General features: G+C 52.9%; 14 protein-coding genes. 2 read left to right on the forward strand and 12 right to left on the reverse strand.

All coding sequences use genetic code 11. The features are described 5' to 3' along the window. Positions 1-48: 48 nt before the first annotated feature. From H8F22_RS31875 to H8F22_RS31930, 12 genes are all read right to left on the reverse strand, one after another. Complete coding sequence (locus H8F22_RS31875) at positions 49-1,629, reverse strand: conjugal transfer protein TraB (protein ID WP_078466115.1); 1,581 nt, start codon at positions 1,627-1,629, stop codon at positions 49-51. Beyond that, complete coding sequence (locus H8F22_RS31880; RefSeq protein WP_078466116.1) at positions 1,626-2,420, reverse strand: hypothetical protein; 795 nt, start codon at positions 2,418-2,420, stop codon at positions 1,626-1,628. The genes H8F22_RS31875 and H8F22_RS31880 overlap by 4 nt, the downstream gene beginning before the upstream one ends. Beyond that, complete coding sequence (locus H8F22_RS31885) at positions 2,417-3,049, reverse strand: hypothetical protein (RefSeq protein WP_011922994.1); 633 nt, start codon at positions 3,047-3,049, stop codon at positions 2,417-2,419. Before H8F22_RS31885 ends, H8F22_RS31880 begins: the two co-directional genes overlap by 4 nt. Before the next feature lie 401 nt (positions 3,050-3,450). Continuing rightward, positions 3,451-3,780, reverse strand: coding sequence for a hypothetical protein (locus tag H8F22_RS31890; protein WP_153045996.1), 330 nt, complete (start codon positions 3,778-3,780; stop codon positions 3,451-3,453). Between the two features lie 58 nt (positions 3,781-3,838). Next, complete coding sequence (locus tag H8F22_RS31895) at positions 3,839-4,189, reverse strand: hypothetical protein (protein WP_078466119.1); 351 nt, start codon at positions 4,187-4,189, stop codon at positions 3,839-3,841. A gap of 91 nt (positions 4,190-4,280) precedes the next feature. Continuing rightward, the gene (locus H8F22_RS31900; RefSeq protein WP_011922991.1) at positions 4,281-4,622 is read right to left on the reverse strand and encodes a hypothetical protein; all 342 of its coding nucleotides are present in this window, start codon (positions 4,620-4,622) and stop codon (positions 4,281-4,283) included. Between the two features lie 39 nt (positions 4,623-4,661). After that, positions 4,662-6,464 carry a type IV secretory system conjugative DNA transfer family protein gene (locus H8F22_RS31905; RefSeq protein ID WP_078466120.1) on the reverse strand — a complete coding sequence of 601 codons (1,803 nt, stop codon included), beginning with the start codon at positions 6,462-6,464 and terminating at the stop codon, positions 4,662-4,664. A gap of 100 nt (positions 6,465-6,564) precedes the next feature. Continuing rightward, the gene (locus H8F22_RS31910; protein WP_228759038.1) at positions 6,565-8,781 is read right to left on the reverse strand and encodes a helix-hairpin-helix domain-containing protein; all 2,217 of its coding nucleotides are present in this window, start codon (positions 8,779-8,781) and stop codon (positions 6,565-6,567) included. Positions 8,782-8,783: 2 nt separating this feature from the next. Continuing rightward, a complete protein-coding gene (locus H8F22_RS31915) occupies positions 8,784-9,278 on the reverse strand; it encodes a hypothetical protein (protein ID WP_078466122.1) in 495 nt (164 codons plus the stop codon). Positions 9,279-10,281: 1,003 nt separating this feature from the next. Beyond that, positions 10,282-10,554, reverse strand: a complete 273-nt coding sequence (locus tag H8F22_RS31920; protein WP_078466164.1) for an HU family DNA-binding protein — start codon at positions 10,552-10,554, stop codon at positions 10,282-10,284. An 86-nt stretch (positions 10,555-10,640) separates the two neighbouring features. Beyond that, complete coding sequence (locus tag H8F22_RS31925) at positions 10,641-10,970, reverse strand: hypothetical protein (RefSeq protein WP_011922985.1); 330 nt, start codon at positions 10,968-10,970, stop codon at positions 10,641-10,643. Positions 10,971-11,003: 33 nt separating this feature from the next. Beyond that, positions 11,004-11,360, reverse strand: coding sequence for a hypothetical protein (locus tag H8F22_RS31930; RefSeq protein WP_078466124.1), 357 nt, complete (start codon positions 11,358-11,360; stop codon positions 11,004-11,006). 148 nt (positions 11,361-11,508) lie between these two features. Between H8F22_RS31930 and H8F22_RS31935 the strand changes: the two genes are divergently transcribed. Both H8F22_RS31935 and H8F22_RS31940 read left to right on the forward strand, forming a co-directional pair. Further along, positions 11,509-11,925 (forward strand): TraR/DksA family transcriptional regulator, encoded by a 417-nt coding sequence (locus tag H8F22_RS31935; protein ID WP_078466125.1) that lies wholly within the window; start codon positions 11,509-11,511, stop codon positions 11,923-11,925. A gap of 177 nt (positions 11,926-12,102) precedes the next feature. Then, positions 12,103-12,591 carry a hypothetical protein gene (locus H8F22_RS31940; RefSeq protein ID WP_078466126.1) on the forward strand — a complete coding sequence of 163 codons (489 nt, stop codon included), beginning with the start codon at positions 12,103-12,105 and terminating at the stop codon, positions 12,589-12,591. The last annotated feature ends 204 nt before the right edge of the window (positions 12,592-12,795 follow it).

The raw sequence follows: 12,795 nt of genomic DNA on the forward strand, positions 1-12,795 counted from the left end.
CGTGTAGTTGGAAGGCGGATTTGGATTGAAGTCATAGTGCTGGCCGCCTTAGATCAGGGTGTCGTACATCGAGGCGTCGATGTCGAATGGTTCGAGGGGTTTCACAACACGGATTGGCTGGTCAGTCACAAAGCGCAGTCTGATGCCCGGCTCGACTTGAATGGTGTCGACAGCAGCATCTGCTTCAGCTTCAAATCGCTCGCTGATCTTCTGGAACATCGAACCAATACCCTGGGCAACTGCTGCTTTTGTTGCGTCGCCTGTCAGTTGGCTCGTAGCACTCGAAGTGCCGTTTTGTGTAGAGCTGGTGTTGGTGAATTCCGCTGAACTCAAAGTTGTTGCATAAGCGGCTGCGGCTGCGGATGCGGCTTGCAGAGCCAGGGTTCGACCTGAAGCTTTGTCGAGCCGTCCATACACGTCTTGTTCGTTGTCCCGCATGTCTACGACGTACCCAGTTGCCGCTACCATCTGCGCTCCGCCCGAAGCATCCCAGTAGCTCAATTGCTCAATGCGGATAAGTGCTCGGCCAGTAGAAGACGAAGAGGTTCTCCGGCCCGAGCAAAGACCCATAAGGTGGGCAGTACCAATGTCGCGCTCTACGCCATTCGGTCCGTGAAATATCCCGTGAACTGGAAGAACAACTGGGCGGGCTGGGATCTTTGAAGAGTCTGAAGCGCCCGGGGCGTTAGCGCCGATAGGGCAGCTGACGCCGTGCAAAGTTGTGACCTCAACAAAGGAAAAAGCCTCGACGGTGTAGGTATCTTGAGCTTTCTTCTTCGCGGCAGCCTCTTCCGCAGTTAACCCGGCTGGCTGAGCAGCAGGTTGGCCTGAGCTTTGAAACGCTTGGTTGTTCTGCTGGGCAGTGTTGGGTTTGCCATATACGTCATTGAACTGAGCGTTCAGGTTTTCGTTGTTGGTCTGTCCTGTTTGGTTGCTTGGGGTCGGCGCAGACATGTCATTGAAAAGGGATGTTTCTGACTGCGTGCCTGGGCCACCACCACTCTTACCCTGGAAGCTCGATTGAGTCTGCGCCTGAGTTTGAACTGGCGGGGCAAGCAGAATGTAGTTAGGACCGTATTGGCTTGTTACCGGTGTTGTCATTGTCGACGGCAGTGCGGCAGGACCCAAATCAAGGTCTCCGTCGAACGATAAGCCACCCGATGGAACTTTTAGACCCTGAACACCCGGCATGTCAGGAATCGTATTTGTGGTTTTGTCCTTTGCATTAATAGCGGCGTACAGGTCGTCAACGCCTTTCTTTTGAAGGTCGGCGATCTTCTCGCTCAACGCCCTCGTTTGGGCATTGTTTTGCTGTTGCATCTCACGCAATTGCTGATCGCGGACTTTATCCGCTTTGATCCGCTCAGCTTCCCCGCGATTAGCGTCGGCTTGCATGGCCTCAAGTTGCTTGCGGAACTGTGTGAGTGCCGCATCTTTGTCTTGGGCAGTGATTTGATTGACGCCTGCAGGGCCCGCCTCAATTGCTACCGGCGTCGACTTACCAGTAACAGGCGCAGTGCTTGAACTGTCCGACCACTTGCCGAAGAGGAACATGGCGCCACCAACGGCAGCGAAGATCCAAAGAAGCTTTTTGTTAGGTCCTGATGGTCTCGGATTCGAATCACTCATTTGCTCTTCTCCGATACGATGAAGAGCAATCCACGATGTGAATCACCGTAGACTTCAGATATATATTCGGGGGATGGACCTAAAATGTGAGAAGTCGGTAGCATCGCTACCTGGCGAGCCGTTCCGATTGAGTCCACCACTGCCTTGTTTGAGTAGTCGATCTGGTCGATTGCAAGCTTGAATGCAGTGCGGCCACGATTAACCACCTCGTAGGTGGTGCCGACATATGTTGGTCCGATAACTTGGGATTGGAGTGAAAACTCGACAGAACCCTGGCGGAAAACAACACGTTGCTCTTTAGTGAGCTTTGAAAAGTTATTTTTACGGTACCCATTTGGAACTGTTCCATCGAACAGGTAGTTCATTAGTCCCTTGACGCGACCTTTACCATCCTTTGCCAGCTGGGAGCGATCAACTGGTGCTTGATGCGAAATCGTCACCAAGCTATCTGCGCAGCCAGGGCGGGCTATCAAATTGACTTGATAGGATTGACCAGAAGGACCATCTACAGTTACTAGGCCAACGTATTGCCCGTCTGTAGTATTGAAGGCTAATTTGTTTTTTATCGGCGTTGGGAACAGCTCAAGGCCAACAGGTTGTTCACGGTTCACACCCAAAAGATATGTTTCGGGAAAAACTACCTCGGCCCGTTGGTTGTCGTTCGAAATATAAACATCAATTGGTGAATTTTCATAAATAACTGAACGTGGGGAACGGTTGCATTCCTCATCAGCAAAAACGGGTGAAGCAAAGGCTACGGCAACCATCGCAGCCAGAATTGTTTTTTTCACTGAGCAATCTCCTGAGTTTGCAGATCGTCAGCGACGATGGCCCACTCGAAGTATTTCGACTGTTTGACAGGTTTCATCAGAATTCGGACGTTGAACTTGGCCTTGCCGAAGACAGTATTTAGCGTCGCGCGGTAGCGCAGCGCCTGGAAGGTCACAATATAACCTTGGGGTGTAGTTTCAATTTTATACGGCGAAGTTCGAACAAAAACCTGGGTAATCTGTTGCTCAGATGATTGCTTTGCAACCAACTTAAGAGTCTCTTCCTGAACAGCGCGGAACCGAGGCGACATTAGACGCAAGGCTTCATTTGCATTGCTAAACGAAGAGTCCGGCGTGAAGTTATAAAAATTGTCAAGAAAGACAGAAGTAAAAGCGATGATGTGCCGCTCAGGAACTTCATTTTCGCTTACGAATACACCCTCTGCGTTCGGGTATCCGTACATGACCCGCTGGCCCTGTAGTTCAACGTTCACATCCTGAAGATGATTGTTCCAGTTAATAAGGTACACAATGACCCCTGTCAGGATCACAGTGACTGCAATGAATGCAACGTTGATTCTGCTTGCCCTCAACTCACCCCGACCGAGCAGGTTGAAGTATCCAAGCGGTACGCCGTATTTGTCGCTCATTCTTAAGGCTCGTATCGGTTGCAATAGGTAGGGGAGGGGAGCAGGCCAACCTCTAACCAAAGGTTGGTTAGGAATCTGTTGAGTGCCCGAGCAACCTTTCTGACAGCTGGGTACATCGTCGCCAGGTCGCCGCTTTCAAGTTGACCCATAACAATGCTCAGTCGCAAAACCATGTGACCTGGAGGTGTATTTGCAGTAAGCCGTTTGTAGAGCCACAAACAGAAGCAACCCACAGCAAACGCATAAAAGGGGTCGTCCATGATGTTGTTCGCGATCGCCATCGGGATCATCCAAAACAAGAGGTCCTCTTTCTCTACTCCGCCAAAATTCAGCGGGGAAGTTGCGTACGCGTAAGTGTCGCTTTCTGTTGTGGTTCTAAGGTGCATGGCTTATCTCGTTACCTAGGTCGTAGCGAAGTTGGTGAAACCAGCCCATGTAGCTACTTGGGTGATCGCTTTTTCGCCGAATAGGCAAATGAGGAACACGCAGACAGGGATCCACCACCACTTACCACCAAGGAAAAAGATGGAGAACAATAGGCAGCCGATTGAGAGCCACAGCCCCCACCCTGCTGCGGATTTCCACCAGCCTTGAAGGCTGGTGTTCGTGTTTTTTGTCAGGGACGCATCTGGGCCAAATTGACCGTTCCAGGCTGTACCGTCGGCTGCATGAGCCATCTCAGGTATCAGAAATAGAGCAGCAACAGCGAGCAGCAGAAACAAGCTGGCCATGAACCGCCTCATTTCCTCCATGCGTACGTTATGGGTGATTCCAGTGACGGTCATCGTCTCAATCTCCGAGTCGAGGTGGGGTAGTAAAGAACTGCCCATCAGGTGTTAGCTCCTGATACCGAAGGCGTTTCTTCTCCGGGCGCAGGACAACGTTGATGGTTTCTTCCACGGGCCTGACCTGGCTCAACATTCGAACCAGATCCAGTCCAGGAAGGGGGTGGGAGGCCTCGGCTTTTTTCAGTTCATCTTGAGCAAGGCGCAGTGCCTGAGCAGCGCTCGCGAGGTGCTCAATTGCGATCTGATACTTCGGATCGCGCTGGTCGATGACGTATGAATCGCTCGCATACTCAGAAGCCACAGCGTTAAACGCAGAGACTGAAATGCAGATGGCTAGAAAGACGGCTTTCATGAGGGTTCTCCTTTCACTAAATAGTGGAAAGGGAGTGCCCCATTTCGGGATGTTTTCCAAAAAAAAACCCGGATTGCCCGGGTTTTTTCAATCAGTCGCGACGTGTACGGCCGGCAAGGGCAATGATCCAGCGGCGAGAACGGTGAAACATCGCTAGCAGGAGTCTGCCGAAGAATTTGAAGAGGTCGGCTGTGAGCAACGTCAGGACGTTCTGTACAAAGGTGAACACCATGCGGAAAACACCACTCACAACCAGGCTTGTCACTCCTCGTGTCGCCGGGAAGGCAAGACCCAGCCCGATAATGAACAGCACAATTCCGATGTAGCCCCAGATCCCTGCGCGCTGGATGTGGAATTCCATAAGGTTCAAGACCCACTCTACAATCCCCTCCAGGCTGTAGTCCCAGTTCTTGATCCGTTCAAGCCATGTCATAGAAACCCCCTTAAAAGATTCTGCATGCGAAATGTTTTGTCAGACGTCGCCCAGAAGCCTGCGGTTGAAATCGGTAAAGTCTTTCCAGGCATTGATGCCTGCCCGCCCGCGGGAATGTCGTCGCGTCAGTTTCATATCTCGGAAATGTACGTTCGGGAAACTGCTGCGGACCATTGGCATTCGAACCCTGTAGGTACCAGATTTTGCGATGATAATTCCGTCGCCCTGGTCGAGGGTTTGGAAGTCATCAGGCTGAAGTAGGTCTTCACGGGTCGCCTTAGCACCTACACTGGAACTCGCTCCCGTGTTTTCATTTGAGATGAGGCCTGACTGCTCTGTGCTATGGCTGGCACCGGAGCTAGTGGCGGAAGTCTCCTGCTCAAATTTCCTGAGGGTTGTGCCGGCAAGTTTGCAAGCGAAGGCTCTTGTTTCAGCATCCCTGATGTCGCAGTAGACGTGAGTCCAACAGTTACCCAGCACCATCTCCACGAATGGTGCAGATTTTTGCTGAAGGAAGCCGACACCCTGGAAAGCAATGATGATTGGTACGTTTGCACTTCGAGCAAGCTGGAAAAGGGTGATCTGACCTTCCTCCGCGAACGAACCATATTCGTCAAAGATCGCTGGGCAGATCATTAAAGGTTTCAGCTTAAGAAGCTGGATCTCACCGATAGCACGGGCCAGGTCGGAGATGAATAGCTTGCCCATCAGCTCAACACCGTCTTTGTCGGCGAGAGCCGACATGGACAGCACAACCACCTCGCCATTGAGGATGGCGTCTTTCAGGTCAACATCAGGGCTATAGGTGTTAACAATGCGTGAGTATTCTGAATGCGCGAAGGCAGAAAGTTTTGAGATAGCGCCCTGCAGCATGGTCTTGAAGCTTTTACGATTCCACTCCTGTTTTTCTTCGTCGTACCAGTAGCGGAGGTAGGAAAATAGGAACTCTTTCCCGTCCTTGTGAGCATCTGAGTCAGACTCTCGAATCGATTTCACGTATCGCAGGAGGATATTGAAATCAGAGAGGACTGCGATTAGATCCTTAATGTGGAATGCAGGCTCACCAGGTTGAAGCTTCATGCATAGGATTGCTGCAGACAGTGAGTAGCGGTTTACGTCAGTCCAGAACTCCTCTTTTGACGCGGCTTGCATCTTCATCGCTGTCGATAGGGTGGCGCGAACGCCGCCGGCGAAGAATGGGTTGTAAGTGTGGCTGATCTCTGGGAACTCGAAGGATATGAGCTTGAACTGGTCCAGCCTGCCAGCGGCTTCCATCATTGCGTAGATTGCACCCGACAAATCAGAATCAGCCTTGGCCTCGACCAGCAGTAGGCCTGCCCCTTTTTTGATTTGTTGTTGGGCGATTGCGAGGATGAGTTCGGTCTTCCCGGTCCCGGTCGCGGCGAGCAGCGCCATATGCCTTGTCATGATGTCGTCTGACAGCATGAAGGGGATCATTCCGGGGTATGCCTCGATTAGCGACTGACGCACATCGTCGGCGCTTGCGATACCCTTCGCGTTTGAGACCGCATCTACACGTTCCTTCCATTCCACCCATGGCATGGTTTTGCCTAAGAAGGTTGAGCGCTGGAAGTCGCAATCGGGTATGTCAGTCTGTGTGTAGCTACGGTCCCAAACCAACGGAGTCACTGCCTCCTTGTCCTTCCGATCAAGGTACAGAGTCCATACAGCACAGCCCACAGCAATGCCGATTGCGAGTGGCAGAGGCACAAAAGGGATTGCAGCTCCTACAAGCGGGAGACTCAACGCAACATTGCGGGCCTGCTGTGTTTTCAGCTTCGCCCGTTCCTGTGCCTCGAGTCGTGCAGATCTGATCGCCATGTACTGTTATCCCGCGTGCTGGAGTGTGAATTGTGGAATGAGCTCAGGCTGAGTTGTACTCACCCCATGCATGAGGGGACCCGGCCAGTAGGAGGTCGCATTACTTCTGCGGCGGGTCAATTTGATCGCCATCGGTGGCCATCCATTTCGAGAGTGATGACCTCACCCGTGTGGGCTCATCGCCAGGAAATGAATCTGCAATACCGTCTAGCTCGCCTACCAAAATCAATGATCTTTTTGCACTGTTCAGGAGGGTCGAGAGAAGTTCGGCATTGAACAGCCCCATGTGCTCCTTGAGCACGATCAGGATTACAAACTCGTAAACTCGACCGCGCGCAAATTTTGGTGTCAGTACACCGCCGTGAAAGATGTTGAGATTCCGCTTGAGGTCGATCACCGCTGAGTTTCCCGAGCGGGGCGTGGCAAGCATTCTTTCGCCAGAAAGTTCAGTGGCCTCGAAAATAGAGAAGGCAGGGTGTTCCAAAGAGAGAGCCTGGTGCACTAACACAGGCATGCCCTTAAACAATGCTCGTCCATGAAAGTCGACCGGGTCATCCTTACCAACGAATTCATGGGCGATCGAACGAGTAAGCCAGGAAACTGCATCAGTACCTGGGACCTCTGCGTGCTGGCGCGCCACGACAGGTTTGATGTCGTGCAATGGGGATATTTGGCATGAGCCAGACAGCTCACGGAGCAGCACATTCACCACATCAGGAATGCTCTCTCGTGGCGTATTGAGCCAACTGATGGGCTTGCTAGGATCAAAACTGTCATCAGGCTTAATCGATCCCGACCACACGTCCTTTGCTGCTTTTCGCTGTTCAGTACGGGCCGGCAGCCAGAAACTGGCGATGAATGTTCGAATTTCTGGCACTTTGGCCATCTCATCAAAGGGTTGGCCGATTGTTTGCGACGGGAGATCCTTGGGGGCCCCAAGCATGAAAACTCGGCCAGCTTCAGGCATGGCTTCGAGCAGATAGTGAATTTCTTCTACCCCCATAGAATCAGTGCCAACCACTACGACCACGTCGGTTGGTATAGGGCTGGCCCGGTTCTGTTGTGGGACACCTGTCACCGGGTCGAGCCCAATCAACTCCGCATAGCTGACTACCGGGGCCTCATCCCCCAGAGTCAGTTGAAGCTCGGTCACCATTTCCTTGGAAGATGCAGTGATGAGTGCGTCTGTTCCGAAAGCATTCAGGAATAGCTGTATGCCCTGGACGATGGTCAATTGATCGTGAAGGGTCTCGCACTGGACAAGAGCTAAGCGCTCAGCCATCAAGTGGCATAGACCCATTGAAAGAGTCTTCGTGGCGGGGGCACCAAGTTTCAGAGGGCGGAGCAGTTTGATGCCCATTTCCTCGCTCGGAACCAGATCCTCTAGCTCGGCCGCGGTCAGCCTTGTCCAGCCGATCGCCTTTTCAACTAGAGACTTTTCGATCTCATATAGGTTGTACAGCTGTAGTCTGCGTTCTTCTGCGCGAGCTACCTTTGCCCGCCTCAATTCGGTCACACCCTCTTTGATTAGTGGATAGAGCACTGCGCGGTCGAGCTTGAGTAATTTGGACACGGCGTCGACTAGGGGGACGCCCTCGATGTAGCTATGGCCCAACCAAGCTTCCTTGCGAAGCACGGCAACGATTGCGCCCTTGACTGCGGACACAGTGTCGTTAGTGACTCGGAAGCGCTTAGCGAGAGATTGGGCTGTCGAGAACAGCATGTCGTCAAAGTGGACATACAGGAGGTATGGGTCTTCACGCAGCACAAGGTTCAAGTCAGTCATGTACCCCAGGCGGCGCTGCAGGGTGGCCAGCTTCTCTGGAGGAATGCCTTCAAGGTCTATCTGCGCCAAAGCTAACTGATGGGAACGCTCTGTTGCCCACGTCGTCCCGAGAAGCTCAGCATCGCTTTCTGAAACGCCCGCTTCCGTCAGCCGAGAGGGTGCTCGCTCGAGAATGTCGATGAGATTCTCGCCGAAGTGCTGAACAGCCTTGTTAGTTGCAGCAATAGCAACCCTGTTCTGAGTCAGGCTCGTCAAGTACCGCGGAAGGGTTTCTAGAGCTTTCGGTGGCATAGACGAAAACGATGCAGTATCGAAATCCCCGCCCGGAATGTCTGGGCTCCATTTCCCGTAGAGGATGAACTCCTCATACAGGATGGGTTGCCCGAAGCTTCCTGTCGCCTGGAAGGTCGTCCCGTCCTCTCTGCGGAAGGTACCGATCCCCCAAGGGCCGTGTGGGTCACGATATTGAATTGAACTTAGAATTGCTTGCTCACGCACCAGCCCTTCGACTGCTTCGGGTACACGTTCCATATTCATCCCTGTTCGAAAGCCCGGCCGCTGTTAGCGATGCGAGAGGCGCGACGGACACGACATAAGGGCCGCATGGTCACAATCATTGCTGCCTTTCGGATGGCTTTTGGCGACTCGTCGAGATGGCTTGGATATTTATAGGTGAGGGCGACCAGATGGTCATAGAGGGCAACAAGATCGACTGCTCGCAATAAGTCGTCCCAGTAGATCATCCCGTCCGGGTAAGCGGGCTCAGGTTCATACCCGTCAAAAAGCCCGTCAGTGGGCAAGCCGGCGTATTTATCAGCGATCGCCTGTACTTTCTTGAGGGCGGCATCGACACCACTGGTGAACAGTGTGGCTGCCGACTTACGTTGTCGAATCGATTTGCACGAGAAAACAGTGCTCGATCCGTCGTGGAGAAATTTGCGGAGCGTTCCCCGCTTGAGAGTGCCGTATACAACCGGGTACGTCTCGGAAATCAGGGATTTAGCTTCTTGGGTATGAATTGGTTGCATTGAAGGCCTCAAGGTCTTAAACCAATAGTGGCAATGGAGTGCTCCATTTTCGGCCTTTCAATGCAAAAAATCTTAAATCTAATCGCCACGCATACGATTCCGAGGCCTGAACTAGCTCTTCCTATGGCTAATTCCCACTTCGCTTCCCGCACACGCAAGGTCGAGTAATCGAACAGCTGCACGCTCGAAACTGTGTCGGGTCGGTTTCGTCAGGGAACTCATTTAGGATTTTGTCGCTGATGTGTACCACTCGACTATAGGAATCAGGCGGCCCGAAAAATGGGTGGCGACATGCGTCCTCTACCTTCTCGTCGTAATCCAAGCCAGCAGTGTCTACGCCGGCGGAGAGGATGACATCTGTTACAGACATCTTGCGCGATGAGGACTTGCCTTCTGATCGGCGCCATGCAGCCTGGAGCCGCGCACTGAGCTCTGCGCCGTTGAGTTCGGCCCAGCTGTCCAGGGACACGTAGAAGGCGTAGTCATGTGACGGGTTCACGATTGCAATTCGTGTCTCGACCAAAGACAGACGTGGTGAACCGTCCTTAAAGATTCGCCCAGGCCTTACGTCATTGCACTGGACCAGGAGATCAGCTTGAAGCTCGAATGTTTGACCAACTGATGTGACCATGAACATTGCAAATGGTACCGCTGGAAATCCCCGAACTGGGCGCAGGTCAACCCGATGGATGATTGATCCCTTAGGTAGGACAAGCAGGCTAAGTGGGCCCTCTTTCTCCAGTATGGGTACCGGGTGCCGAAGGAAAGGCCCTATATAGTCGATGCTTTTTAGACCCTGCTGCTCCATGTATTCCGCTGCAAGAGCTGCCTGCCCTAACATCCAGTCTTTGCCCTCAGGGCTGGTGTCAGCAAGATGCGAGTTCGGATCGATAGACCCATTTCGAAGGGTGTCTATTGTGTACATTTCATCGCTTCACATTTCGGGGCTGAGAAAGCAAAACGCCCCGTGGGGTACGGGGCGTTTGCTCACATCGGGTTCGATTTAGGCAATCGCGTCTTTCAGCGATTTGCCGGCAGCGAAGTGAGGTTTTTTTGCGGCCGCGATTGTAATGGGAGCACCAGTCGACGGGTTACGACCTTGACGTTCAGCAGTCTGTTTGACGCTGAAATTGCCAAAGCCCACGAACGATACGGCGTCACCCTTGCGCAACGTGTCAGTGATGGTTTCCAGGACTGCGTCAACGGCGCGCTGAGTGTCAGCTTTGGTAAGACCCGACTTCTCAGCGACGGCGTCTACAAATTCACTTTTATTCAATTTCATTCTCCAGCGTGGGTTGTCAGTGAAAGCACGAGTATAACGAGGGGCTTGCACATGACGAATTCAAAAGCACCATCCCAAAATCATGGGGTGAAAATAATCTTGGCGACTGCTCCAGTGATAAATCCTGCAGCAACTATCAGGCACTTCAGGGCCGTATCAGGGTGGCCTGAGCGCTTAAGCATGAGGCTGCCGAAAGTTGCAATCGGCAGTAGCAACAGCGCCCATAACATCTGAGGGGAAGCCATTTTTTCAAGCCAGTTGGAGCCCTGGGCTACATTCGAGCCGATGATGTCTGCAAAAATAAAGGCAGCAAGCGCCAGGCTGGCAAGCGTGAGCAAGAACCGATTGTGTGTGTAGCTGAATCGTCCAAGCTGAATGTCGCCGGTTGGATTCTTGGTGTTGTTTGCCATGGAAAACCTCCAGATTCAGCATAGATAAGCAGATTACATTGATCCTGCCAACTGGCGGGCTGACTCAGCTGACTTGAGAAGGAGTGCTGGTAGGGCGCCAGCGTCCTCCAGGTCGCAATCTACCGAGAATGCCTCAAAAGCCTGTTCCGCGGCCGAGGCGAATGCACTGATCGAATCAACCAAGTCCAGCATCGCTTGCTCATCGCACGACGCTGCTATCGGCAGCAGGCTTACCAAGCCATCAACGTGAACAGTGGTATCCCAGCCTTGGACTTGAGCACCACTCCGGCTCTGGAGCAGGAAGCTCATCTTGTCTTTGAGGTTGTGTGAAGCAGCTCCGTATGTGGCATCGAAGTGGTCCGATCCGGATTTGCGGGATTCAATTGCCATGGTGATCTCCTGTGGTAGTGGATGCCAACATAACGTTGATGAGGGTTCTAACAAGGGAGGAATTTCCTGCTAGCGTTCCGGGTTGCAAACCGGTTGCCCGGCGTTACCCTGAGATATTCCTTTAATTCGATACAATTGGAGTCCTCTTATGGTTATAGACGCAGCTGCATTGCTAGCCCAGCCCACCGACAACTACATGGACGCTGTCCAGCTTCAGTTCTTCAAGCAGCTTTTGCTTTCGAAACAAAGCGAGCTGACCGCGCGGATCGTAGGGCATGAGGAAGCGGTTTCTGTAACTGAAAAAGTCGCTGACTCATCAGATGCGGGCACTATCGAAGAGAACCGCGGGCTTCTGATGCGCATCCTGAAGGGGGAGCGCGCCGAAGCTATGGCTATCAAGGCTGCGCTGGTTCGCATCGAAGAAGATGCTTACGGTTGGTGCGATGACTCTGGAGAGCCTATCGGGCTTAAACGCCTACTCAACAACCCGACCGCATCTCGTACCACTGAAGCTCAGACTCGTTTCGAGCGTCTGGGCAAGCATGTCCGAGCAGAGGCAGTGTGAGCTATGAGGCCGGCGCCGTTTTGCAGCTCTCTTCCGATTGTGCGTAGACAGGTCCTCGATCTAGCTAGGCTAGGAAGTCTATCTGGTGTTGGCCCATCTCAATGGATACGCTTTGAACAGCCTGTTGTCTGGCTACGCGAGGCTACCGCTCAAGTTGTTTTTGAGCACGGTGGCCGTGTGTTGGAGACCGGTGCTTCTTACGTAGATTGTGGCGATTACCTTTCATCCCTCTACAGCGCCATCGAGTCTGCAAAGCATGAGTGCGAGGTCTACGAAGTCAGTGCTGATTCGAGCCTGATTGTTCGTGTGGCTGTGTCGATCCTCAATATACCAGTTGTCGCCTGTCCAACACCCTTGGATGCCTTTCCTGTTGGGAGTTACTTCCAAAAGGCCGAGAGTGAGGAGGGCGCCTGGTTCCACTTCGCAGAAGCTGATATGCGAGCGGTAGCAGAATCCAAATCTTCCATTGAGCGTGATACCGCTTGGCAGGCTCTCAGGCGATTGGCATCCGTCGAGGTAGAAGTTCCAGAAGGTCTCTGGACTAGCCGTAGTGGAGCTTCTTGCCTCTCTGATACTCACCTTGTGGATCAGTATGTCCACCAGCAGCGGAACGCAGTTCAAGCATTGATTGCTGAAGCTCAGATCACCGCTCTCCGGGCTGGCTAATTAACCGTGCTGAACGCAGCGCTTAACCAAACCGACTCCAACTTCTGAAAAGAAATGCCGCGGCCTCGAAGGGCGGCATTTTCGATTCAAAAGGCTCGGTTAGCTTCGTGGTGCATCTGGACGTGGCGGAGGCGCACCCTCGCCGCCAGGCCGGCCCTGGGGGTGGCCGGGGATTGCTACTAAGCGCCCATCGAGTAGCTGGCA

Origin of the sequence: Pseudomonas mucoides (assembly GCF_015461845.1) — a bacterium.
In the GTDB taxonomy this organism is placed as follows: Bacteria; Pseudomonadota; Gammaproteobacteria; order Pseudomonadales; family Pseudomonadaceae; genus Aquipseudomonas; species Aquipseudomonas mucoides.

Coding starts and splice junctions, on each gene's coding strand:
- H8F22_RS31890 (WP_153045996.1), bottom strand. CDS start 3,780: ATGGCCAGCTTGTTTCTGCTGCTCGCTGTTGCTGCTCTATTTCTGATA.
- H8F22_RS31925 (WP_011922985.1), bottom strand. CDS start 10,970: ATGGCAAACAACACCAAGAATCCAACCGGCGACATTCAGCTTGGACGA.
- H8F22_RS31915 (WP_078466122.1), bottom strand. CDS start 9,278: ATGCAACCAATTCATACCCAAGAAGCTAAATCCCTGATTTCCGAGACG.
- H8F22_RS31875 (WP_078466115.1), bottom strand. CDS start 1,629: ATGAGTGATTCGAATCCGAGACCATCAGGACCTAACAAAAAGCTTCTT.
- H8F22_RS31910 (WP_228759038.1), bottom strand. CDS start 8,781: ATGGAACGTGTACCCGAAGCAGTCGAAGGGCTGGTGCGTGAGCAAGCA.
- H8F22_RS31895 (WP_078466119.1), bottom strand. CDS start 4,189: ATGAAAGCCGTCTTTCTAGCCATCTGCATTTCAGTCTCTGCGTTTAAC.
- H8F22_RS31900 (WP_011922991.1), bottom strand. CDS start 4,622: ATGACATGGCTTGAACGGATCAAGAACTGGGACTACAGCCTGGAGGGG.
- H8F22_RS31885 (WP_011922994.1), bottom strand. CDS start 3,049: ATGAGCGACAAATACGGCGTACCGCTTGGATACTTCAACCTGCTCGGT.
- H8F22_RS31935 (WP_078466125.1), top strand. CDS start 11,509: ATGGTTATAGACGCAGCTGCATTGCTAGCCCAGCCCACCGACAACTAC.
- H8F22_RS31930 (WP_078466124.1), bottom strand. CDS start 11,360: ATGGCAATTGAATCCCGCAAATCCGGATCGGACCACTTCGATGCCACA.
- H8F22_RS31905 (WP_078466120.1), bottom strand. CDS start 6,464: ATGGCGATCAGATCTGCACGACTCGAGGCACAGGAACGGGCGAAGCTG.